Annotated in this window: 22 protein-coding genes; 13 read left to right on the forward strand and 9 right to left on the reverse strand. The window is 68.8% G+C overall.

Features of this window, described 5'->3' with window-relative positions; translation table 11 throughout:
- Positions 1 to 5: 5 nt before the first annotated feature.
- Together H8F25_RS15485 and H8F25_RS15490 are read left to right on the forward strand one after the other, a co-directional pair.
- On the forward strand, positions 6 to 947 hold the full coding sequence (locus tag H8F25_RS15485) for a type II secretion system protein J (protein ID WP_197211173.1): 942 nt from the start codon (positions 6 to 8) through the stop codon (positions 945 to 947).
- 213 nt (positions 948 to 1,160) lie between these two features.
- A complete protein-coding gene (locus H8F25_RS15490; protein WP_197210801.1) occupies positions 1,161 to 2,711 on the forward strand; it encodes an IS5 family transposase in 1,551 nt (516 codons plus the stop codon).
- Between the two features lie 152 nt (positions 2,712 to 2,863).
- Here the strand turns inward: H8F25_RS15490 and H8F25_RS18240 are convergent, their stop codons facing one another.
- On the reverse strand, positions 2,864 to 3,265 hold the full coding sequence (locus H8F25_RS18240; protein ID WP_197211174.1) for a DUF2811 domain-containing protein: 402 nt from the start codon (positions 3,263 to 3,265) through the stop codon (positions 2,864 to 2,866).
- A gap of 822 nt (positions 3,266 to 4,087) precedes the next feature.
- On the opposite strand from H8F25_RS18240, the gene H8F25_RS15500 reads away from it, so the two are divergent.
- Positions 4,088 to 5,254: a PilZ domain-containing protein gene (locus H8F25_RS15500; RefSeq protein WP_197211175.1), complete on the forward strand. Its 1,167-nt coding sequence runs from the start codon at positions 4,088 to 4,090 to the stop codon at positions 5,252 to 5,254.
- Positions 5,255 to 5,465: 211 nt separating this feature from the next.
- Entirely contained in the window at positions 5,466 to 5,912 is a 447-nt protein-coding gene (locus H8F25_RS15505) for a PilZ domain-containing protein (protein ID WP_197211176.1), read from the forward strand.
- A gap of 21 nt (positions 5,913 to 5,933) precedes the next feature.
- On the opposite strand, the gene H8F25_RS15510 is transcribed toward H8F25_RS15505, so the two are convergent.
- The 3 genes from H8F25_RS15510 to H8F25_RS15520 all read right to left on the reverse strand — a co-directional run bounded on the left by H8F25_RS15510 (position 5,934) and on the right by H8F25_RS15520 (position 9,342).
- Positions 5,934 to 7,508: an ABC transporter permease gene (locus tag H8F25_RS15510; protein ID WP_197211177.1), complete on the reverse strand. Its 1,575-nt coding sequence runs from the start codon at positions 7,506 to 7,508 to the stop codon at positions 5,934 to 5,936.
- Positions 7,509 to 7,510: 2 nt separating this feature from the next.
- A complete protein-coding gene (locus H8F25_RS15515) occupies positions 7,511 to 8,278 on the reverse strand; it encodes a phosphonate ABC transporter ATP-binding protein (protein ID WP_231597392.1) in 768 nt (255 codons plus the stop codon).
- A gap of 131 nt (positions 8,279 to 8,409) precedes the next feature.
- Positions 8,410 to 9,342, reverse strand: coding sequence for a putative selenate ABC transporter substrate-binding protein (locus H8F25_RS15520; RefSeq protein ID WP_197213964.1), 933 nt, complete (start codon positions 9,340 to 9,342; stop codon positions 8,410 to 8,412).
- A 228-nt stretch (positions 9,343 to 9,570) separates the two neighbouring features.
- Here H8F25_RS15520 and H8F25_RS15525 point away from each other — a divergent pair, with 228 nt between their 5' ends.
- A complete protein-coding gene (locus H8F25_RS15525; protein ID WP_197211179.1) occupies positions 9,571 to 10,068 on the forward strand; it encodes a hypothetical protein in 498 nt (165 codons plus the stop codon).
- The gene (gene mnmH, locus H8F25_RS15530) at positions 10,065 to 11,093 is read left to right on the forward strand and encodes a tRNA 2-selenouridine(34) synthase MnmH (protein WP_197211180.1); all 1,029 of its coding nucleotides are present in this window, start codon (positions 10,065 to 10,067) and stop codon (positions 11,091 to 11,093) included. The genes H8F25_RS15525 and mnmH overlap by 4 nt, the downstream gene beginning before the upstream one ends.
- A 30-nt stretch (positions 11,094 to 11,123) precedes the next feature.
- Here the strand turns inward: mnmH and selD are convergent, their stop codons facing one another.
- Complete coding sequence (selD, locus tag H8F25_RS15535; protein ID WP_197211181.1) at positions 11,124 to 13,337, reverse strand: selenide, water dikinase SelD; 2,214 nt, start codon at positions 13,335 to 13,337, stop codon at positions 11,124 to 11,126.
- Positions 13,338 to 13,445: 108 nt separating this feature from the next.
- Between selD and H8F25_RS15540 the strand changes: the two genes are divergently transcribed.
- The 7 genes from H8F25_RS15540 (at position 13,446) to H8F25_RS15570 (ending at position 18,635) form a co-directional block, all read left to right on the forward strand.
- Positions 13,446 to 13,646, forward strand: coding sequence for a hypothetical protein (locus H8F25_RS15540; protein WP_197211182.1), 201 nt, complete (start codon positions 13,446 to 13,448; stop codon positions 13,644 to 13,646).
- A gap of 161 nt (positions 13,647 to 13,807) precedes the next feature.
- Positions 13,808 to 14,485, forward strand: coding sequence for a hypothetical protein (locus H8F25_RS15545; protein WP_197211183.1), 678 nt, complete (start codon positions 13,808 to 13,810; stop codon positions 14,483 to 14,485).
- A 105-nt stretch (positions 14,486 to 14,590) separates the two neighbouring features.
- Complete coding sequence (rpaB, locus tag H8F25_RS15550; protein WP_197211184.1) at positions 14,591 to 15,418, forward strand: response regulator transcription factor RpaB; 828 nt, start codon at positions 14,591 to 14,593, stop codon at positions 15,416 to 15,418.
- 92 nt (positions 15,419 to 15,510) lie between these two features.
- Positions 15,511 to 15,927, forward strand: coding sequence for a hypothetical protein (locus H8F25_RS15555; RefSeq protein ID WP_197211185.1), 417 nt, complete (start codon positions 15,511 to 15,513; stop codon positions 15,925 to 15,927).
- Positions 15,928 to 16,074: 147 nt separating this feature from the next.
- On the forward strand, positions 16,075 to 16,461 hold the full coding sequence (locus H8F25_RS15560) for a CNNM domain-containing protein (RefSeq protein ID WP_231596897.1): 387 nt from the start codon (positions 16,075 to 16,077) through the stop codon (positions 16,459 to 16,461).
- Between the two features lie 15 nt (positions 16,462 to 16,476).
- Positions 16,477 to 17,460, forward strand: a complete 984-nt coding sequence (locus H8F25_RS15565) for an IS5 family transposase (protein WP_197210200.1) — start codon at positions 16,477 to 16,479, stop codon at positions 17,458 to 17,460.
- A gap of 155 nt (positions 17,461 to 17,615) precedes the next feature.
- On the forward strand, positions 17,616 to 18,635 hold the full coding sequence (locus tag H8F25_RS15570; protein WP_231596898.1) for a hemolysin family protein: 1,020 nt from the start codon (positions 17,616 to 17,618) through the stop codon (positions 18,633 to 18,635).
- On the opposite strand, the gene H8F25_RS15575 is transcribed toward H8F25_RS15570, so the two are convergent.
- Genes H8F25_RS15575 through H8F25_RS17850 form a run of 4 tightly spaced genes read right to left on the reverse strand, consistent with a single transcriptional unit; the run spans position 18,624 to position 20,924 of the window.
- A complete protein-coding gene (locus tag H8F25_RS15575) occupies positions 18,624 to 19,019 on the reverse strand; it encodes a hypothetical protein (RefSeq protein ID WP_197211186.1) in 396 nt (131 codons plus the stop codon). The genes H8F25_RS15570 and H8F25_RS15575 overlap by 12 nt on opposite strands.
- Positions 19,016 to 19,180, reverse strand: a complete 165-nt coding sequence (locus tag H8F25_RS15580) for a hypothetical protein (RefSeq protein WP_197211187.1) — start codon at positions 19,178 to 19,180, stop codon at positions 19,016 to 19,018. Before H8F25_RS15580 ends, H8F25_RS15575 begins: the two co-directional genes overlap by 4 nt.
- Positions 19,177 to 19,830 carry an L-threonylcarbamoyladenylate synthase gene (locus tag H8F25_RS15585; protein WP_197211188.1) on the reverse strand — a complete coding sequence of 218 codons (654 nt, stop codon included), beginning with the start codon at positions 19,828 to 19,830 and terminating at the stop codon, positions 19,177 to 19,179. The genes H8F25_RS15580 and H8F25_RS15585 overlap by 4 nt, the downstream gene beginning before the upstream one ends.
- The gene (locus H8F25_RS17850) at positions 19,827 to 20,924 is read right to left on the reverse strand and encodes a HemK/PrmC family methyltransferase (protein WP_231596899.1); all 1,098 of its coding nucleotides are present in this window, start codon (positions 20,922 to 20,924) and stop codon (positions 19,827 to 19,829) included. Before H8F25_RS17850 ends, H8F25_RS15585 begins: the two co-directional genes overlap by 4 nt.
- Positions 20,925 to 20,951 lie beyond the last annotated feature (27 nt).

Here is a 20,951-nt window from a genome sequence, read left to right on the forward strand (position 1 = left end):
GAACCATGGCTCAGCCTTCTCGCCCTCCAGTCGCCCGCCGGGCTTCCGTCCTGCGCCTGCAGCGCAGGCAGCGGCAGATCCAGGGCATCAGCCTCACGGAGCTGCTGATTGGGGTGGTGATCTCCATCGTGGTGCTCGGGGCCGGGGTGCAGGTGCTGGTCTCCCTGATCCGGGGGGACACCGCCACCCAGGTGGAACTCAACCGCAAGGACGGGGTCAGCCGCGTGCTCGGTCTGATGCAGGAGGAGATCCGCGACGCGCAGCGGGTGGAGAGCGGAGGTAGCCTGACAGCCCTGTCCGGCTGCAGCACAACGCCGCTGTTGGTCCTCCGTGGCGCAACAGGCGCCGAGGACATCTCTTATGGCCTGCTCACCCAGGCCACCAGCGCCACGTGGCGGGGTCCGGCCCGTGTAGTGCGTTGCGGTCTCCCTTATAACACCAACGGCCAACTGGACACTACGGCCAGTCGTAGCGAGCAGGTGTTGGTGGACAGCCTGACGGCCAATGGGTTCACGGCCAGCACCCTGGGAATCAGCAGCCAGATCAGCCGCAACGTGGAGCTGACCCTCATCAGCGATGCCTCCGGCACAGCCATCAGCAACACGGTTCAGGTGCCGATCAACAGCAACCAGCTCTTCGGGCTCGCCAGCAGCGGCGTCACGGGCGGCTGTGTCGCCACAGGCTGCGCTGATCCAAGCGGAACCTCCATCCATTACAGGCCAGCCCTGACGCAGGGTGGAAGCACGCTCACCGGGAGCGTCGATACTGTCGTTGAAGATATCTTTTATTTTGAAGGTTTGCGCAGTGCCTACAACCTGACGGAAACCCCTGGAACCGGCGCTTGTACAAAAGCGAAGTGCACCGTCCGGTTAGGTGCCTCAGGCCCCTGGGTGACCCTGTCTGAGGGTGAAGTGCTTGTCTTCAGAGATCTCCAGATCCGTCTTTGAGCCGTCTTTGAGCGCCTGACATTGTCGGTGAGCTGGCGATCCTTATGTGTCCCTTTTGCGCAGGCTGAGCCCGTAGCCAATTGGTGCTGCGTCAGGTAGGGACTCCTGAAAAATCCAGATCCATTGCGCCGCGGCTGGTCTCAAGCATGAGAAGCCGCTAAAATGGCCGTGAACCAGGCAATCCGTGATTGCCTTTACTCCTGATCACTCCAGATGTACCGGAGGCACAATAACGGTCAGATCTCAATCAAGGAGTTCCACCTGCCATTTGGCGGCACACTTGATCCCGAGAATCGCTGGGTTCAACTGGAGGGGCTGATGCCATGGGATGAGCTGGAACAAGCCTATGCCCCTCAATTCAACGCCACAATTGGCGCTCCAGCCAAATCAGTGCGGATGGCCTTTGGTGCTCTCTACATCAAACAGAAGTTGGGGTTAACCGACGAAGAGACTGTCCATCAGATCAGAGAGAACGCCTATATGCAGTTCTTTCTCGGCTTTGCGGGTTACACAGCCAAGGCACCGTTTGATGCCTCGATGATGGTGCATTTTCGCAAACGCTTTTCTGACGAGGATCTGCGCCGTATCAATGAGCTGGTGGTGCAGCGCGGCAAAGAGATCCTTCTGGAAGCACTTGCTCAGGTAGCAGACGATGACGACCATGATGATCCTGATTCCAGAGGAGGAGGCGCTCAGCTGGAACTTGATGCGTTGATCAAGCCTGCTGACTGGCCAGAAGGAAAGAATTGGGGCACTCTCACGATTGATGCTAGTTGCACTCCTGCCGACATTACCTATCCCAGAGACCTCAGGCTCCTCAGCGAGGCTCGCACAACGACCGAGCGAGTCATTGATGATCTGTGCAGTCAGTCATCGGGATTCAGGAGACATCGACCTCGCTACGACCGTGGCCTTGCTCGTGCTCATTTCCTGAGAGTGGCGAAGCAAAAACGGCCACGCCGCCGAAAAGTGAAGGCTGCCATTAAACATCAGCTTGGATATGTGCGGCAGAATCTCAAAGCCATTGATGCTCTGATCGGCTGTGGGGCAACGCTTTCTGAGCTCAAGAGGCATTGGTGGCAGAAGTTGTTGGCCTGCAGCGAGTTGGAGCGGCAGCAGGGCCTTCTGCTCGCCTCTCAGACCAACAGCATTCCAGACCGCCTGGTGAATCTTGTGCAGACCCATATCCGCCCAATGGTGCGAGGCAAAGCACGTGCTGCGGTGGAGTTTGGTGCCAAAATCAGTGTTTCGGTTCAAAACGGCTTTCCGTTCTTGCACCGCATCAGCTGGAACCCCTACAACGAAGGAGAAGACCTGATCGCTCAGGCGGAAAAATACAAGCTGGATACAGGATCTTACCCAGAGCGCATCTGCGCCGACCGGATTTATATCACGGCCAAGAATAGGCATTTCTGCATGAGGAACGGTATTCGCCTCTCCGGCAAGCGATTGGGCCGCCCGCCCAAGGATCCTGATGTCACCACTGCACACAAGCAGCAGCTCCGATCTGATCAAGCTCGACGCAATGAAGTGGAAGGCGTCTTTGGATATGGAAAGCGCAAGTATTCCCTGGATCTGATCATGGTTCGTCTACCAGCTGGTGCCGAATCCTCCATCTCAATGGCCTTTGTCGTGATGTGCGCGGAAAAGGTCTTGAGGCTGCTGCGCCTCTTTTTTGCCCTTCTTTTTGGGTGGATCTACAGCTTTCTTATGGCCTGGTCAGCGATCAGAGCTCCTGCGGTCATCTGCAAGCCAGACTTTTGAGATCTGGCCCACTTGATGTCACGGCGCTTGCCGGCCTGATTAACGCGAAGCAAACGGACGAATTCGGCGCCGATGGGCCGAGAATCTTTTTCAGGAGTCCCCAGGTAGAACAGCGTTCTGCTCAATCTTGTGGGCACCCTTCTCGCCCCGCTTCAGGCCGCGTGACGGAAGGCCGGCGGTGCCGCCTCGTGATGGGGCATGGGCGGGACCACCGGCCGGCGGGGAGCCGCCGCCCTGGCTGGGGCCTCCGGGCGTTGCCGCAGCGGTGTGATCGGCGCCGGCGTTGCTTCGGCCTCTCCACGGGCGTCCGGGCGCTCCGCGGGCGCCTGGCCGCCGGCCCCGCGATCGAACAGGCCATCGAGGTAGTGGCGGGCCACCGCACGCTCGCGGCTGCCCTGCTGGAACAGGAACCCTGCCACGGCCACCTGCATCAGCCGGTACTGGTCCCAGTGCGGGTGGCTGCGCACGAAGTTGCGCATGGCGTCATACAGATCCTCCGGAAACTCGTTCACGACGGACACATAGGCAGGGGCGACATCCGGGGTCTGGCTCATGGGGCGGCGCGGGCAGTGCGGCTATGACGCCACGCCCTCCGAGCGTCGTCAAAGTGCCGGCCGCCCTGGCCGTCGCACCCGGACGCACGACGCGAATCCAGTGGTGGCGGTGGATCTGGAGGCGGCATGCGGCTCGGGTTCCACCATTGACAGCTTCATGCGGAAACGTCAAGGGGAGAGAGGGTTTTCCAGTCCTCGCCGCGCCAGGGCCGCCGCTGCCGGCGCCTCAGCACCCCGCTTCTGTGGAAAAACCCCATTCCAGATGGGGAAAACATCCGCCAGCGGGGGAAAACGGCGATTGCTAAGCATCGGTGATCAGTCCCAACCGCGTCCGAATCGATGCCCCGGAGGCCCAGGTCTCTCCGATGTGCAGAGGCTGCATTCCCAACTGAGACCCCTGCCCTTGCCGGGGTGCCCAGCCTCGGCGCCCCAGGGGTCCGCGCGAATCCGCAGGCGGCCCGAAAAGGCGGAGCCACTGCGCTGTTGTGATGTGTCGCAACATTGCGGCGACCCCCGGCGCTGCCATCCGGGCATGAGTCGATCTCCCTTGGGCCGGGGGGACGATTGAGGACGCCAGCTGCTGGGAGGGGTCAGCCCGTCTTTCGTTTCATTGCCAGCTGAATGAGGGATCAGCGGCCGAAGCGTGTAGCTGCCCCGCCCCAGTGCGGGCGGCCTGACGAGGGCGGGATGGTTGATTCGCTGAAGATTTGTCCGAAAAAACTGGCGCTGCTGAACAATCGTCCGCCAACGCCAAGCTTTGCCAGACTTTGATCGTGTGCCGCTCCCGGCTGGGCGGAGCCGGTTCTCCGATGCATCAGGCCCATGACCGTCGCACCGAGCCATCCCCCTGAACGCGATGGAACCGGACGGGAGTCCGGCGCCATGCCTCTCGGCCAGCGTCCGCCGGCGCCGCCGCCGCCTCCGGGCTGGGCTCCCACCTCGGCTGCAGCGCCCGCCGCTGCAGAGGCCGTGAATGGGGCGGAGGCCCTGGCGCCCCGTCGCCATCCGCGCCATCGCCTCGATGCCGAGCCGCCGGCCCGCATCGCCCTGGCGAATCACCAGCCCGTGTTTGTCACCATCAACGACATCAGCTCGGGCGGCTGCTGCGTGGTGCGCAAGGGCAGGCTGGACCTGGCCAACGGCGACATCGTGACCCTTGACCTCTGGACGGAGCAGATCAACACCAGGCTGTCGATCCACGCCCGCGTCTCCTGGTGCAGCCAGCAGGAAAACAGCAGCCGCGTGGGACTGCGCTTCGTGGAGACCGATCACCGGCTGCAGCGCCAGATCGAGGCCTACGTGCACCATTACCGCCAGCCTTTCGATGACTCCAGGCCCCAGGTCAGGATCCCCCAGCAGTCCCGCGCCATCGTCGAGGATCCGCTGCTGCCCCACCTTCCCGTTGATGCATCCGTCCTCGACCCGTCCCCCGCCGTCGAGCCCGGCGAGACGCGAGCCCCGCAGCGCCGGGGGCTGGCGGCGATGCCGAGGCCGGGCAGGCTGAAATCCCTCGATCAGCAGCGTCGCCTGCGGCCGGTCGATCGCCACGAGGTGGCCCGCATCGCCGAGGAGACAGGCCTTCACATCAACACCCTTTACGGCTGGCTGCGCACCCTGCGGCTCGAGGGTGAGGTGGATCCCGAGCGGTCCGGCGACCCCGACACCTGGAGTGCCACCGATAAATTCTCGGTTCTGCTGCAGGTGGCCGGCCTCAGCGCCGCGGAACGCGCCGCCTACTGCCACCGCCATGGCATCGGCGAGGAGCAGCTCGAGCGCTGGCGGCAGGCGGCCCTGCAGGCCAATGAAAAGCCGATGCTCATTCTTCGCGCCGAGGAGGAGCTGCAGCGGCTGCGGTTGCGCGATCAGGCCGAGATCCGCCGTCTGCAGAAGGAGCTGCGTCGCCGGGAGCGCAGCAGTGCGATCAGCGAGGAACTGCTGCAGGTGGTGCGCAAGCTCCAGATCCTCTGGGAGCAGGGCGACAGCCCCTGAGCCTCCCCCTTTGCCGCCATCGATGTCAGAATCCCGGCCAGGATCCGGGCTGCAGGGTTGTTTGTTCGGAGCACTCCTGCGGGGCGTCAGCTTGACCGCCGGCCTCCGCTTCCGCTGATCTGAACCAGCCAGGCGGCCCACGAGCGGACCTCCTGCTTTCCGTTCACGCTCTCTCCCTCCACCTAATTTCTGCGCGGAACCGCACAGCGCCATGGACCAGCCTCAGGGGACGACGACACAGGCCGCATCGGATGGCGATCCCCCACCGATCACCACCGCAGCGCCCGTGGATCTCCTGGCTGCGGCTGAACCGTCCTCCCTGCCCCGCATCACCAATCGCAAGGGCCTGCCCGTGGAGAGCCCAGGCCGCATGGTGCTGCCCAACAAGCAGAGCGTCTTCGTCACCCTGAGCGACATCAGCCGCGGCGGTTGCTGCGTGGTGCGCAAGGGCCAGCTGGCCCTCAAGCCCGACGACAGGGTGTGCATCGAGATGTGGCGCGAGGATATTCAGACCAAGGCCTCCCTGCCGGCCACGGTGCGCTGGATCCGCCACGTCGACGGTGAGACGAAGGCCGGCCTCCGCTTCCAGGACACCTCCGTCAGGACCCATCGGATGATCGATCAGTACCTGCAGCGCAGCTTCCGCCCGGGGGGCTGATGACCTCCTGCCGCTGCCCGCTCAGGCGCCCCCCAGCCAGCGGCGCCGCAGACGGTCGCTGATCTCCTCGCCAGCGAGGGTCAGGGCGGCATACACCAGCAGCAGCGCCGCCAGCTGATCCCAGGCGAAGGAACTGAGGCTCTCCAGCAGCTGGCTGCCGAGCCCGGTCGCTCCGGCCAGGCCCACCACCACCGTTTCGCGCAGCATCACATCCGCCCGGTAGGCCCCGTAGGCCAGATAGGGCCGCGCTACCGGCGCCAGTCCTCCATAGAGCAGTGCCAGGCGCGGCCCGCTGCCGGCACTCGTCAGGGCCTCGCTGGTGGCGGCAGGGGTGTCCTGCAGGCTCTCGCGCAGCAGGCGGCCGAGGATGCCGCCGTTGTGGAGGCCCAGAGCCAGGGCGGCCGGCAGCACCCCCGGCTTGAGCACGAACAGCAGCAGCAGCACCGTCAGCGGTGGTGGCCACAGCCGCGCCAGGGCCCAGCTCAGCCGCACCGCTGCCCGGGCCGCCGGCCATGGGGCCGCCAGCAGCAGCTGCAGCGGCGCCAGCCCCACGGCCAGCAGGGCCGCCACGGCGGTGAGCAGCAGTGTCGAGGCCACCAGCGCCGGCCAGGGCAGCGACCGCACCGCCTGCCAGCCGCCGGGGGGCAGCGGCGGCAGGGGCTGCCAGCGCAGCAGGCCCGCCGGGTCGACGCCCAGGGCCCAGCCCACCGCCAGGCTCAGCGGCAGCAGGGCCAGCAGCAGTGCCAGCATCTCCCGTCCGCGCTGCCCCACCCCCTGGCCGCGGCCGCGGCTGGCGGTGCGGAGCTGCAGCCGGCGCGGCATCAGCCAGCGCCTTCGCAACCAGCCCAGCAGGGCCTCCAGGCTCAGCATCACCGCCAGCAGCAGCCACAGGCCGCTCCACAGTTCGCCGAATTCCAGCGACTGCAGGGTGAGCTTGAGCTCAGTGCCCAGGCCCCCCAGGCCGAAGACCCCGAGCAGCGTGGCGCTGCGCAGGGCGCATTCGAGCCGGTAGCCGCCATAGCTGATCACCCCGGGCAGCAGCGGCGGTCCCAGGGCGGTGAGCAGCGCCGGGGCGGCCGGGGCACCGCCGGCCCGCAGGGCCTCCAGCGATCCGGTGGGCAGCGCATCGGCCCAGTCGCCCACCACCCGGGCTACCAGAGCGCCGAACGGGATGGCGATCGCCAGCACCGCCACCACGGGCTGCAGACCGAGCAGCTGCAGCAGCAGCAGGCCCCACAGCAGCTCGTGGATCGCGCGCGGAAGTGCCAGGAGCCGCCGGATCCACTGCGCCGGCCAGGCGACCCCGCAGACCGTGCGCCACAGGGTGCGTGAGCTTGCCAGCCCCAGCAGCAGGCCCGCCACCAGGCTCAGCGCCCAGCCGAGCAGGGCCATCCCCAGCGTCACCGCCAAGCCGCGGGCCAGCGAGCCGAGCACCAGGGGATCCAGCGATGGCTGGATGGCCGCCAGCAGGAACGTGCCGATCAGCTCCCAGCCGCCACCATGCACCCTGCCCGGCAGCAGCAGCAGGATCGGCAGCAGCACCAGGGCCGGCAGCAGGGGCAGCAGCGGCGCGGCGGGCCGCAGGGCGACGCGCATGCTCACCCCGCCTCGCCAGCGCTGGTCGCCATCGCCTCCGCGCCAGCGTTGCCATACAGCTCCTTCAGCGTCGCCGCATTCAGCGCCGCCACCGACCCGTCGAACAGCACCCGGCCGTCGCGCAGGCCGATCGCCCGGTCGAAGCCGGCCAGCAGATCGGGGCGGTGCAGGCTGAGCAGCAGGGCCCGCGGGGCCTCACCCTGGCGCAGCAGCAGCTCCAGCACCTCGGCGGCCAGGCGTGGATCGAGGCTGGCCAGCGGTTCATCGGCCAGCAGCAGCTGGGCCTCCTGGCGCAGCAGCCGGGCGATCGCCACCCGCTGGCGCTGGCCGCCGGAGAGGGCCGATACCGGCTGATCCAGCAGCGCCGGATCCAGCCCCACCCCCAGCAACGCCGCGGCGCAGGCGTCGCTCTCCAGGGGCAGCAGCAGGTTGAGCACCGCCCGCGGCCAGCCCCAGTGGGCCAGCCGGCCGGCGTTGAGGTTCTGCTGCACCGTCAGCTCCTCGATCAGGCGCAGGTCCTGCCAGAGGGTGCCGATGCGGGCCTGCTGCAGACGTCGCCGCCGCCGCGAGCGGGACGGGGCCTCGCCCTGCCACCGCACGCTGCCGGCCTCGGGCGTCAGCAGGCCGTTGGCCACCGCGATCAGGGAGCTCTTGCCGGCGCCGCTGGCTCCCAGCAGCGCCACCCGCTCCCCTGCCGACACCGTCAGCGACACGGCATCCAGACGGGGGACGCCGCGGCCGGGCACCTGGATGTCCGTGAGCTCCAGCAGTGGTGCCGCGCCGTTCGGTGCCCCAGGCCGAGACTCCAGGCCCCTGGGCCCTGCCGCGGATCGTCCGTCCACGATGGATGAACTCCCGCTCGGGCCTGCAGCGGAGGTGTCGGGCGGCAGGGTCATGGCGCTCAGCGGATCTTGCCGATCTGCCGCCCCACCTTCTCGATCGGGGCGTAGTCCGAGGCCTTGGCGGTGGTGAACTGCTGGGCGCCGAACAGGGCCAGGATCGTCTTCTGCTGCGGATCGCTGGGGCGCCAGCTCAGGATCGCCTTCTGCAGGCGGGCGGTGAAACCCTTGCCGAAACGGGCATCGAGATTGCCCTGCGCCAGCCAGTGGTAGTCGGGGTAGCCGGGGCTGCGCCAGAGGGCGATCACCCGGTTGCGCTTTGCCTTGCCGTCCAGCAGGCTGGCGCGCCACACCTGCTCGTTCACCACGCCGGCGTCGTAGGCGCCGCTCGACACCAGGGCGATGGTGGCGTCATGGCTGCCACTGAAACCCGGCGCGCCGGCGAAATCGGTGAGCTTGACGCCCGCCTGCTGCAGGAACAGCTGGGGCATCAGGCGGCCGGAGGTGGAACTCTCCGAGCCGAAGGTGAAGCGCTTGCCCTTCAGCGTGCGCAGCCCCGACTGCTGGAAGAAGGGTTTGAGGCCGCTCCTGGTGCTGCCGATGAAGATGCTGTGGAACTGGGCGTCGATGTCGCGCTGGGCGATGACCCGAGAGCCGGGCTTCTGCAGCCGCGCCTGCACGCCGGTGAGGCCGCCGAACCAGACCAGATCGAGGTCGCCGGTGCGGAAGGCGCTCACCGCCGCCGCGTAATCGACCACCGGCACGTACTTCACCTGGACGCCCAGCTGGCGGCTCAGCTCGGAGGCCACCAGCGGATAGAGGCGGTTGAGCTTCTCGGGCTTCTGATCGGGGATGGCGCCCAGCCGCAGCACCCGTTCGCCCTGCGGCGGGGCGGCCAGGGCGGTGCCCAGCGGACCGGGGGCCTGGGGCAGCACCCCACCAGCCACGGCCAGCGCCGCACTCAGGCCGGTGAGCACGGTGGTGCGCAGGGCCATCCGTCCGAGGCCGCTCAGCAGCGAGCGGCGGCCGATCGGCTGCGGGCCGCTCCCGCCCGAGCCGGCACGCTCGGCAGGCGTCGACGCGCGGGAGGAGCGGCTGTCCATCGGTGTGGCGATCGGAATCAGGGCCATTCATGCTGCCCCACCACCGGAGGCGTCGGGCCCCGATCCTTCTCCAGGCCCGTCAGAGTGAGTTGATTCGTCTCCTCCCCCGGTCCCGCGCCGATGTCCGCCTCCGCCCAGGCCGGGTCGCTGGGCCTGCTGCTGCCGCTGGAGTCGCTGCCGCTGCCGGGGGCCACCACCAATCCTGATGGCACCGGCCTGGGGTTGTTCGTGGTGCAGACCACCGCCGAGAGCCACGGCGGTGGTCTGCGCTTCAGCCGCTCCGCGGAGTTGGGGGGTGTCGAGGTGCGGCTGGAACTGCCGCTTCCGGCCGCAGCGGAGACTGTCCGAGCGTTGCCGGGTGCCGTGAGATCCGTTTCCGAGTCACCGGCATCCCGCCGGAGGGACACCGCCTTCGCGGACGTGGCCCCAGGTGCGCCGGAGCGAAGCCGGAACGATCCCCGTTGGAGGCCTGCCGTCCCATTCAGCCCTTCCCTGCCGGGACTCCCCACCTCGCGCCAGATGCCGCCTGCCCTGGACGGCCTTCGGCGGGAAACCGTTCCGCTCGGAGAAGCGCGCGCCACCGATCCACGGCGGATGGGGCCGGGAGGGCCGGCATGAATCCCCAGAGCCTCGCTGTCGAGCCCTTCCTGGATGCCAGCGGCCCGATCCTCGATGTGCGCAGCCCTGGGGAATACGCCCAGGCCCACATCCCCGGCGCCATTTCCCTGCCCCTGTTCAGCGATGCCGAACGGGCCGAGATCGGCACCCTCTACAAGCAGCGCGGCCGCGGCCCGGCGGTGCGGCGTGGTCTGGCCGTCGTCGGTCCGCGGCTGGAGGCGCTGGCGGCGGAGCTGCAGCGGCATGCCGATGCGGCCGGTGGTGAGACGCTGCGGCTGCACTGCTGGCGGGGCGGCATGCGTTCGGGCAGCGTCGCCTGGCTGGCGGGCACGCTCGAGCTGCCGGTGCTGCTCCTCGAGGGCGGCTATAAACGCTTCCGCCGCTGGGCCCTGGAGTTGTTCGAGCAGCCCTGGCCGGTGCGGCTGCTGGGGGGGCGCACCGGCAGCGGCAAGACCGAGCTGCTGCTGGCTCTGCAGCGGCGCGGCGTCGCCGTGATCGATCTGGAAGGGCTGGCCCACCACCGCGGCAGCAGCTTCGGTGCCCTGGGGCTGCCGCCCCAGCCCAGCACGGAGCATTACGAGAACCGGCTGGCGATGGCCCTGCGGCAGCTGCGCGGCGCACGCGAGATCTGGCTGGAGGCCGAGAGCTCCCAGGTGGGCCGCTGCCGCATCCCGGCCGGCCTGTGGCGGCAGATGCAGCAGGCGCCGGTGCTGGAGGTGCGTCGGCCGCTGCAGCAACGGCTCGATCATCTGGTGGCGATCTACGGCGTGCAGGATCCGGGTGCCCTGGCCGATGCCACCCGCCGCATCGCCCGAAGGCTGGGCCCGCAGCGCACCGCCGCGGCCCTGGCGGCGATCGAGCAGCGCGACTGGCACACCGCCTGCGCCCAGATGCTCAATTACTACGACCGCTGCTACGACCACGAGCTCACCTCCCACCCGGTGGATCCCGTCGACCTGGGCGCGCTGGATCCCGAGGCGGCGGCGGCGCTGCTGCTGGAGCGGGGGCTGATCGCAGGCGCCTGAGCAGGGGGCGGTCGCCTCGATGCCGGAGTTTCAGCGCACCGTGCCGATCACGGCGGCCTGGGCGAAGCCGGCCTGCTGCAGCGCCGCCAGTGCGGCCGCCGCCCGCTGTCCGGGGAGGGCGGCCAGCAGGGGCCCGCAGGTCTGGGGATCGAGCAGCAGATCACGCCGTGCCGCCGCCGGCGATCCCTGCTCCGGTTCCGCCAGGGTCTCTCCCTCCGCCCCCACCAGGTGGATCGGCCCTTCCAGCAAGGCCAGGGCGCGGGCATTGGCCGGGGCGAGGGTGCTGGCGAAGCCCCGCTGCAGCAGCGCCAGCGCACCGGGCCAGGCGGGGATCGCCTCCGGATCGAGATGGACGCTCAGACCCGGGCTGAGGGCCACCATCTCGCCGAGATGGCCCAGCAGGCCGAAGCCGGTGATGTCGGTGCAGGCGTGGCAGCCGTGGGCGGCCAGCAGCGCCACCAGAGGGGCCTGAGACCCCTGCAGTCCCGCCAGCAGGGCATCGAGATCGGCCGGATCGGCTGCGCCCGCCATCGCCGCCGCCAGCAGCACGCCGCTGCCGAGGGGCCGGCTGAGCAGCAGCGCATCGCCCGGCTGCAGGGGGCCCTTGGGCCAGGGATCGCCCACCACCACCGGCCCCTGCACCGTCAGCGCCAGCGCAGGCCCGGCGCCGTCGCGAGCTTCGAGGGTGTGGCCTCCGATCAGCCGCGCTCCGAGCGGCTCGAGCACCGAGCGCACACCGGCCAGGCTCTGCACCAACTGCTCCTCCTGCAGATCCGGCGCGGCCTGGGGCACGGTCACCAATGCCTGCACGCTGTCCACCCGGGCGCCGCAGGCCCAGAGATCGCTGCAGGCGTGCAGGGTGGTGAGGCGGGCGTTGAGCCAGGGGTCCTCCACCAGGGCGGGGAAGCCATCGACGCTCTGCAGCAGCAGCGCACCGGTCTCGCTGCGGCCCAGCGGCACCGCATCCTCGGCTGACGGCGCCGGATCCTCGGGATCGAGCCGGGCCAGGGCGGCGGCCAGCGGTGCGGCGGCCAGCTTGGCGGCGCAGCCGCGGCAGGCCATCGCAGCGGTGGTCTGGGCCGGCGGCGGCTCGGGTTCGCCATCCGCTGTGCCCAGCCTGCGCATGAAGCGCCGATCGATGTGGTCCTTCCAGCGGCCGAGGGCCGTGCTGGGCCCAAAGGCGAAGGGCCCCCACAGGGCCAGAGCGGCGAAGGGCGTCGGGCTCTCCCCAGGCTGGGTTCCAGCCGCCGTCGAGCCATCGGCCAGAAGCTGCAGCGCCCATCGCTGCGGCCGCCAGCGCTGCAGCGGAGCGCCGGGATCGCGGAGCCGACGGCACAGGTTCTCGGCAAGCACCGGCGCGGCCCGCACCGCCCACACCCCGGAAGGCGGCCGAGGATCGGTGTGGATCAGGCCGCAGTCGCCGCTGACGAAGAGGGCGTCATGGCCGCACACTGTCAGATCGGCCTCGCTCAGCACGCGGCCGCTGACGGGATCCACCGGCAGACCGGCGGCCGCCAGCCAGGCCGGCGCCCGGCTGCCGGTGCAGAGCAGATCGGCAGGGGCCTGCGGCGGCGCCTGCCGCGCGATCGTGACTCCGGCGCGTCGCAGCAGCCGCTCGCCGGAGTGGTTGGCGGCCTCCGAGCCCAGATGCAGGCTGTCGCCGCGCAGGAGCACGACACAGTCCGTGCCGCGGCGCCGCAGGGCCAGGGCCAGCTCCACGGCGGCGGCACCACCACCGCGCAGGCGCAATCGCCGGCCGGGTTCGAGCCGCTCGCACCAGGCCAGGAAGGGCTCCAGCGGTTTGACGGGCATCGGCGTGGCTCCTGGAGCAGCCCCGCCCGCATCGGTGACGGCCCCCACATCCAGGCTCAGCAGCTCGTACGCCAGTGGCGGTCGCCCCCGCAGCCGCAACCTCCGGGCGGCGCCATCGAGGCCTTCGATCTCGGCCTGAACGAAGGCCACTCCTGCCTGCCGGCACAGCTGGCGCAGATCGATGCTGCACTGGCGGCGCTGGTAGATCCCCGCCACCAGGCCCGGCACCATGCCTGAATAGAGGCTGGAGCCGCAGCGGCTCACCAGGGTGATCTCGGTGCCGGCGGGCCGCAGCCGCGGCCGCATGGCCCACATCCGCAGCAGCAGAGCATGGCTGTGGCCGCCTCCGGCGAGCAGCAGGCGCTGGCGGGAGGGCTCCGGCAGGGATGGGACGTGGCCCTGCACGGCATCAATCCGAGCGTCTGGCTCCATTGTGCGGCGAGGCCCCGGCTGCCGGGGCACCCGGGATCTGACCGCTCTGCTGCCCGGTGTCGCCGAAGCCGCAGCTCCATAGCCTGGGACCCGGATTGTGATGTGACCATGGATCCGCTGCATGACCAGCTGCTGCAACGGCTGGAGGCTGGTCAGATCCACCCCCAGGAGATGCAGGCGTTCCAGCTCGCCAATCAGGACGCGACCGTGGAGCGCGAACTGATGTGGATACTGTTCAGCATTGAACAGCTTGAGAAGCACCGCCTGCGACTGGTGGAGCACCTGCGCTCCCTCCGCCTCGATGCTTGATCGTCGGTCTCCCCACCCGTGGCTACCTGCATCGGCACGGCCCAGCCGGCGATGGGAGGCCTGGGTGCAGGCTGTGCCGCTGACGGTCCGCCGGCCGGGTGGCCAGGTGGTGGGGCCCTACTGTGCGCCTCTGAGCGAAGGCGGGATTCCACCGGTAAGACATGGTGAAGGAAGAAGGCAGCAGGGCCGAGGAACTGCGGGCCCTGGGCTGGTCGGCCGAAGAGGTGCGCACCTACGAGGAGCTCTGGGAGTACCGCCAGCGCTGGGGCGCGATCAACCTCGAGCCGGAGGAGCGGCAGCTCCTGCGCAAGGCGGAGGCCCTCCTCCCCAGGCGCACCAGCGGTCGCGGACCCCAGCGCAAGACGATCCGCGAGAAGTCGCATTACCGCTGGCTCAGTCACCATCTCGAGGCGCTCCGAGCCGGCGCCACGGAGACCTCTCTGCTGGAGGGTGAGTGTGGCGCCTGGCCGATCCTGCTGGAGGAGGAGCTGCGCGCCCTGCGCTACTACCAGCCGGTGCTGGGCCTGCCCGACACGCTCAAGAGCAAGGCTTTCTTCCCCGAGCGGGAGCGCTGGGCCGGCGAGGCGGCTCAGATCGGGCGGGTGCTGCAGCACGATTTCAGTGCCGCCATGGCTGACCTGCCCGCTGATGGCAGTCGCTGGAAGCCTCTGCGAGGCGACGCGCATGCCGCCGCCAGCGATTACCCGGTGCTCGACGCCCAGGCTGCCGCGGCGTTCCGCAGCCGGGTCCGCGCCGAGATCTGCGCCTTCACCCGCGCCACCTATCCCTCGCTTCAGGACAGCGACAAACCCGAGCCGCCATCCGACTGGGACGGCTGAAGCCGGAGGACGCCCTCCGACGGCGCGAGCCGTGCCTCCGACCCTTCATGATCTGACAGGATCGTCGTTGAACAGGCCCGCTCACCCGGCACGATCGACGCCCGTATGAGTCTTTCCGCTTCCTCATCCGGCTCCCACACCCCTGCGGGTTCCGGGGGATCCACTGCTGGCGGTGCCCCTGGCTCTGCCGGCCGCGATCCCCAGGCCCCCAAGGCGACGATTCTGGTGGTCGACGATGAGGCGAGCATCCGCCGCATCCTCGAAACCCGCCTGACGATGGTGGGCTACACGGTGGCCACTGCCTGCGATGGAGAGGAGGCCCTGGAGATGTTCGCCTCGGTCGAGCCCGATCTCGTGGTGCTTGACGTGATGATGCCGCGGCGCGATGGCTACGGCGTCGTGCAGGAGCTGCGCAAGACCTCCGACGTGCCGATCGTGATGCTCACCGCCCTCTCGGAGGTGAAGGACCGCATCCTCGGCCTCGAACTGGGCGCTGACGACTATCTGATGAAGCCCTTCAGCCCCAAGGAGCTGGAGGCCCGCATCCGCTGCGTGTTGCGGCGGGTCCAGTCCCAGGGCGGTTCCGGTGGCGTGGCCCGGCCGATCGCCTCCCAGGGCATCGAGGTGGGCGGCCTGCGTATCAACACCGCCAAGCGGCAGGTGTTCCGCGGCGAGGAGCGCATCCGCCTCACCGGCATGGAGTTCGGCCTGCTGGAACTGCTGCTGAGCCGTTCCGGCGAGCCCCTGAGCCGCTCCGACATCCTCACCAAGATCTGGGGCTACACCCCGGAGCGCCATGCCGACACCCGCGTGGTCGATGTGCATGTGTCCAGGCTGCGGGCCAAGCTCGAGGAAGACCCTGAGAATCCGGAACTGATCATCACCGCCCGCGGCATGGGCTACATGTTCCAGCGCATCGTGCCGGGCGGCTGAGTCCCTGCCCGGGCCAACCCCCTACTGACCTGCAGGGAGGCAGGTGTGGCGTCACTCCGGGGGCTAGACCGGAAGGCCACACTCCCCCGGCCATGACGCGAGCGTGCCCGAGCCTCAGCATCAGCCTTGCCCTGGCCGGGGCGCTGCTGGGCTCGGTTCACCAGGCGGCGGCCAACCCTGGCGGCGCCGGCGGTCCCGCTTCCGGCGCGGGCCTTCGCCCGGGAGTCGGCATCGGCGCTCCTGGCGCCGGTGTCACCCGTGCTCCGGGAGTGGATCCCGTCGCCTACCCCGCCAACCCCGGTGGTGCCGGCGGTCCCGCTTCCGGCGCGGGCCTTCGCCCGGGAGTCGGCATCGGCGCTCCTGGCGCCGGTGTCACCCGTGCTCCGGGAGTGGATCCCGTCGCCTACCCCGCCAATCCCGGTGGTGCCGGCGGGCCGGCGTCCGGTGCAGGGCTGCGCCCCGGTGTCGGTGCCGGTGCTGCGGGGCCGGGGCTGCGCCTCGTTCCCTGAGAGGACTCCAGGGGCGCTTCAGCAGCAGGCACCCTGCGCTCTGCGAACGGCATCCACCCTCCCTCGAGGCCAACCGCAGCCTGCGTCGGGGTGTTCTGACAACCCTGCTAGGGTCCGGCCCTGGCCGACCTTGCCTGCAGCCTGCTCGTGTCCCCGCTGCTTGCTTCCGCCGGTCTGGAGATCCTGCTGATCCTGGTGCTGATCGTCGCCAACGGCGTCTTCTCAGGCTCGGAGATCGCCATCGTCTCGGCGCGGCGCGTGCGGCTGGAGCAGCTGGCGAATCAGGGCAATCGCCGCGCATCGGTGGCCCTGCGGCTGGCCACCTCCCCCAACGACCTGCTCTCCACTGTCCAGATCGGCATCACCCTGATCGGGATCCTCAGCGGCGCGCTCGGAGGCGCCACCCTCTCGGGCCGTCTGCGGCCGGTGATCGATGCGATCCCGCCCCTGCGCCCCTGGAGTGAGCCCCTCAGCCTGGCCCTGGTGGTCAGGGAACCCCTGAAAAACCCGATAGAATCAGTACAGTTCCAATAATGAGACTGGCAGCGGATGGCGGCCCCCCTCCAGTTGGGTTTCACGGACTACGAGCAGACCTACGCCAAGAAGAAAACGCGCCGGCAGCGCTTCCTCGATGAGATGGAAGCCACAGTGCCCTGGGATCCTTTCCTGGCCTTGATTTCGCCTGTGTACCACAGGCCTTCTGCCAAGGGCGGGCGCCCACCGTTTCCGCTGGAGGTGATGCTGCGCATCCACCTGCTGCAGCAGTGGTTCACGCTTTCCGATCCCTTGATGGAGGAGATGCTGATCGATACCCCCTGCTTCCGCCGCTTTGCTGGGATCGACATGGTTGAGGACCGGATCCCTGACGAGACGACGATCCTGAACTTCCGCCACCTCCTGGAAGAGAATCGGATAGCAGAGCAGATCCTGGAGACGGTGAACCAGAGCCTGCGGGAGAAGGGCGTGATGCTTAAGGAGGGTACGATCCTCGATGCCACAATCATCAACGCTCCCAGTTCAACCAAGAACAAGACGGGCGAGCGGGATCCTGAAATGCACTCGGTGGCCAAAGGCAACCAGTGGTTCTTTGGGATGCGGTGCCACATCGGTGTGGATGCAGCCTCGGGTCTGGTCCATTCCGTGGTGAGCACGGCTGCCAACGTCCATGAGCTGAACACGGCACCCGATCGCGTCCATGGCGAGGAACGCGTGATCTACGGCGACTCTGGCCACATCGGCATCGAAAAGCGTGAGGCGTTCAAGGACTGCGAAGCAGAGATGCGCATCGCCATGAAGCCCGGACAGCGCCGAGTTCTACCGGACACCCCAGAGGGAAGACTGCTGGATCTGATGGAGGCGGCGAAAGCACATGTCAGGGCAAAGGTGGAGCATCCATTTCGGATCATCAAGTGCCAGTTTGGATTTCGGAAGGTCTTCTACCGAGGCATCCGCAAGAACAACCTCAAGCTGACGATGCTGTTTGCCCTCGCCAATCTCTGGATGGTGCGCGAACGTTGTCCTTCTACAGCGTAAATGACAGAATAAGTGTGCCATCTTGAGGGTGAGCAGCCAAAAATGATCGGGGAACTCACGAGAAATAAGCCAGTCAGGCCCTGGATTGGAGCACCTGGCGAGTAGCCAAGGACAAAATACCCCACTTGTGTCTCATTGGCGAGAATGAGACACGCTTGCGCTCAATTCCCGGTCTTGATCAGAGCTTCCTCAGCGTGATCACCTATTTCTCGCTGGTGATCGGTGAGCTGGTCCCCAAGCGGATCGCTCTCAGCAATCCCGAAGCGATCGCCTGCGCCGTCGCCCAGCCGATGCGCTGGCTGTCGCGCGCGGGGGCTCCCCTGGTGCACCTGCTTGGACGCTCGACCGATGCCCTGCTGAGCCTGTTGGGCATCGCGATCGCGAGCGAGCCCGTCCTCACCGAAGAGGAGATCCGCGCCCTGATCCGCCAGGGGGCGGAATCAGGCGTGCTCGAGGAGGCGGAACATGAGCTGGTGCAGCGGGTGTTCCATCTGGCCGACAGGCCCGTGCGCGCGATCATGACGCCGCGCACCGAGATCCGGTGGCTGGATCTGGAGGAGTCGTTCGACAGCCAGCTGGCCGAGGTGCTCGCGACCAGCCATTCGCGCCTGCCGGTGGGCCGCGGCCGCCTCGATGACTGCGTCGGCATCGTGCGCAGCCATGCGCTCCTGGCCGCCCGCCTGGAGCAGGGCACGGTCGAGGTGAGCGCCCTGCTCCAGAAACCGCTCTACGTCACGGAGACGGCTGGAACCCTGTCGGTGATCGGCCAGTTCCGCGAGAACGGTGTCGAGATCGCCCTCGTCACCGATGAATACGGAGGCATCGAGGGTCTGGTGACCCTCACCGACCTGATGGAGGCGATCATCGGTGACCTGCCCAGCGCTGAACAGGCGCAGGAGCCGGCGATCCAGCGCCGTGAGGACGGCTCCTGGCTGATCGATGGCGTGCTGCCGCTCGAGGCGCTCAAGGAGTTGCTCCAGCGTGATCAGCTTCCCGGCGAGGAAGCCGGTGGTTTCCACACCCTGGCGGGCTTCCTGCTGCATCGCTTCGGACGTGTGCCCGGCACCGGCCAGCACTTCAGCTGGGATGGGTTCCGCTTCGAGGTGGTGGATATGGATGGGCACCGGATCGACAAGGTGCTCATCAGCCCCGAGGAGCGGCGTTCAACCCCCTGAAGCGCTTCCCATCCCGAGGGTCAGCAGCCCCCAGAGCAGCCCGAGAAAGTGCAGCGACAGGGGTATCAGGCGCCGGGGCGGATAGCAGCGCAACAGCGGCACGCCCCGCAGGCGGGCGTGGGAGAGATACCCCGCACACAGCACCCCGAAGCCATCGAGGCCCACCATCGCCAGGGCGAAGAGCGGGCCATCGAACGGGGCCCGGGCCGGGTGGGAGAGTGCCGCGGCGAAGGCCGCCAGATGGGCGGGGATGCGCGCGCTGAGCAGCAGCAGCAGCCCGCAGGCGACGATCTGCCGGATCCAGGCCAGGGGACGATGCGGGAGAGGATCCAGTGGCCTGGCGGTCTGTCCCGGCTCGGTCGCTGCCCGCCTTGATGCCCTCACGGGCTGCGTCGGGATCCGGCGAACAGCCAGACGCCCAGCAGCAGCAGAGCCCAGGGGGCCCAGGAGCCGTGCAGCAGCGGATGGAGCAGCGCCGCGAACGGCTCCACCAACCATTGGTGCACGGCCAGGGTGAGCAACACCACCAGACACACGCCGATCATCGGTGCCCTCCCGCAGGCGCAGTGTCGGCGGCCTGAGCTGGCTGCACGGCCCCGGGTCGCAGCACCTGCCAGGGCTCGGAGGGATGGGCCTCCCCCTGCCAGCGCCACACGGAACTGGCCTGACCCGAGGCCTGTGGCCAGGGGAGCGGCGCCAGCAGCGGCAGCTCGGGGAACTGGGTCGCGGCCTCGGCCGCAGCGAGCGCTGACGGCTGACCGGAGCGGTTGGCGCTGCTGGTGGCCAGGGGGCCGCTGAGTCGCAGCAGCTCCTGCATCGGCGCACAGGCCGGCACGCGCAGGCCAAGGGTGTTCCCCCCGGGATTCAGGCGCTCGGTGATCGGCCCTGTGATCGGCAGCACCAGCGTCACCGGTCCAGGCCAGTGGCAGCTCGCCACCTGCAGCCAGGCTTCCGGCCAGTGAATCGCCAGCAGGGCCTGGAGCTGCCCCAGATCGGCGCCCATCAGGATCAGCGGCTTGTCGGGGGGCCGCTGCTTCCGCGTCCAGATCTGGCTCGCCTGATCTGGGGCCACGGCCAGGGCAGGCAGGGTGTCGGTGGGCAGCAGAGCGGCGCCGCCACCGAGCAGATGCGCCGCCATGGCCGGCGCCTCCAGCAGTCGCTCCTCCAGGGAGGCCTTGCCGGCAGAGGGACTCATGAATGAATCCCCGCAGGGCTGAGCGCCATCGGGCCATCGGGCTCAGCAGGTCGGCGGGCGCTGGCGAAGCGCAGCACTCCCTCAAGATCGCGGTGGGCGTGGCACTCCTCCAGGCCGGCCTCGGCCAGCAGGGCGAGCACCGCCTCGCTCTGATCGTGGTGATGCTCCAGAAGCAGCACGCCGCCGGGGGCCAGGGCCACCGCAGCACCCGCTGCGATGCGGCGGATCGCTGCCAGGCCATCGGCGCCACCATCAAGGGCCAAGGCCGGTTCGTGATCGCGCACCACCGGCTCGAGAGCTGCCAGCACGGCCGAGGGGATGTAGGGCGGATTGCTGACCACCAGCTGCAGCCGCCCCCACCACGGCTCGATCGCCTGCCACCAGGAGCCCTGCAGCAGCTGCACGCCGGGCAGCATCCGGCTCGACGGCTCTGCCCCTGGCTCCGGCTTGCCATCGACGGCCGTCTGTGGCTCCGCACCCACCGTCGCCTCCGGCTCCGTGGCGTACGGCCCGGCGATGCGTGTGCGGGGCGGCAGCAGAGCCCGCAGGTTGGAGGCGGCCTGGCGCAGCGCCTCTTGGGAGGCATCCACTGCCAGGCCGCAGCCGTGGGGGAGCGCCCGGGCCAGGGCCACGGCCAGACAGCCCGAGCCCGTGCCCAGGTCGGCCCAGCAGAGCGGGCTGCCTGAAGGTTGAGCCGCTGCCTCGGCCAGGGCCAGCTCCAGCAGCAGTTCGGTCTCCTGGCGCGGGATCAGCACCCCCGGAGCCACGGACAGCTCCAGATCCCGCCAGGGGCACCGTCCCACCAGGTACTGCAACGGCTCTGCATTGCGGTGGTGCCGCTGCCAGAGATCCTCCAGCTCCTGCAGCGAACAGCGCAGCTGGATGCGGCGCTGCGGATGCAGCCACAACGCCTGGAGTGCCGGCCAGCTGAGGCCCCCGGTCAGATCGAGCAGCCAGTCGAGCCGCGAGGCGGCATCGGCACCGCCGCCTGCGAGCGCCAGCATCGAACGGCGCCAGGCGAGCAGCTCGGTGGCGCTGAGGTCGAGGGAGTGGCGGGCGGCGGCGGGCTTCCCGCTCGGCGATGCGATGGCCATGGCGGCAGCCTAGAAGCGCTGACAGAC

The organism is Synechococcus sp. CBW1004, from assembly GCF_015840715.1.
Taxonomy (GTDB): Bacteria; Cyanobacteriota; Cyanobacteriia; order PCC-6307; family Cyanobiaceae; genus Cyanobium.

What these genes read in the sequence shown, in the direction of transcription:
- H8F25_RS15485 (WP_197211173.1), top strand. Translation starts at nt 6, where the DNA reads ATGGCTCAGCCTTCTCGCCCTCCAGTCGCCCGCCGGGCTTCCGTCCTG.
- H8F25_RS15490 (WP_197210801.1), top strand. Translation starts at nt 1,161, where the DNA reads ATGTACCGGAGGCACAATAACGGTCAGATCTCAATCAAGGAGTTCCAC.
- H8F25_RS18240 (WP_197211174.1), bottom strand. Translation starts at nt 3,265, where the DNA reads ATGAGCCAGACCCCGGATGTCGCCCCTGCCTATGTGTCCGTCGTGAAC.
- H8F25_RS15500 (WP_197211175.1), top strand. Translation starts at nt 4,088, where the DNA reads ATGACCGTCGCACCGAGCCATCCCCCTGAACGCGATGGAACCGGACGG.
- H8F25_RS15505 (WP_197211176.1), top strand. Translation starts at nt 5,466, where the DNA reads ATGGACCAGCCTCAGGGGACGACGACACAGGCCGCATCGGATGGCGAT.
- H8F25_RS15510 (WP_197211177.1), bottom strand. Translation starts at nt 7,508, where the DNA reads ATGCGCGTCGCCCTGCGGCCCGCCGCGCCGCTGCTGCCCCTGCTGCCG.
- H8F25_RS15520 (WP_197213964.1), bottom strand. Translation starts at nt 9,342, where the DNA reads ATGGCCCTGCGCACCACCGTGCTCACCGGCCTGAGTGCGGCGCTGGCC.
- H8F25_RS15525 (WP_197211179.1), top strand. Translation starts at nt 9,571, where the DNA reads ATGTCCGCCTCCGCCCAGGCCGGGTCGCTGGGCCTGCTGCTGCCGCTG.
- mnmH (WP_197211180.1), top strand. Translation starts at nt 10,065, where the DNA reads ATGAATCCCCAGAGCCTCGCTGTCGAGCCCTTCCTGGATGCCAGCGGC.
- selD (WP_197211181.1), bottom strand. Translation starts at nt 13,337, where the DNA reads ATGGAGCCAGACGCTCGGATTGATGCCGTGCAGGGCCACGTCCCATCC.
- H8F25_RS15540 (WP_197211182.1), top strand. Translation starts at nt 13,446, where the DNA reads ATGGATCCGCTGCATGACCAGCTGCTGCAACGGCTGGAGGCTGGTCAG.
- H8F25_RS15545 (WP_197211183.1), top strand. Translation starts at nt 13,808, where the DNA reads ATGGTGAAGGAAGAAGGCAGCAGGGCCGAGGAACTGCGGGCCCTGGGC.
- rpaB (WP_197211184.1), top strand. Translation starts at nt 14,591, where the DNA reads ATGAGTCTTTCCGCTTCCTCATCCGGCTCCCACACCCCTGCGGGTTCC.
- H8F25_RS15555 (WP_197211185.1), top strand. Translation starts at nt 15,511, where the DNA reads ATGACGCGAGCGTGCCCGAGCCTCAGCATCAGCCTTGCCCTGGCCGGG.
- H8F25_RS15565 (WP_197210200.1), top strand. Translation starts at nt 16,477, where the DNA reads ATGGCGGCCCCCCTCCAGTTGGGTTTCACGGACTACGAGCAGACCTAC.
- H8F25_RS15580 (WP_197211187.1), bottom strand. Translation starts at nt 19,180, where the DNA reads ATGATCGGCGTGTGTCTGGTGGTGTTGCTCACCCTGGCCGTGCACCAA.
- H8F25_RS15585 (WP_197211188.1), bottom strand. Translation starts at nt 19,830, where the DNA reads ATGAGTCCCTCTGCCGGCAAGGCCTCCCTGGAGGAGCGACTGCTGGAG.
- H8F25_RS17850 (WP_231596899.1), bottom strand. Translation starts at nt 20,924, where the DNA reads ATGGCCATCGCATCGCCGAGCGGGAAGCCCGCCGCCGCCCGCCACTCC.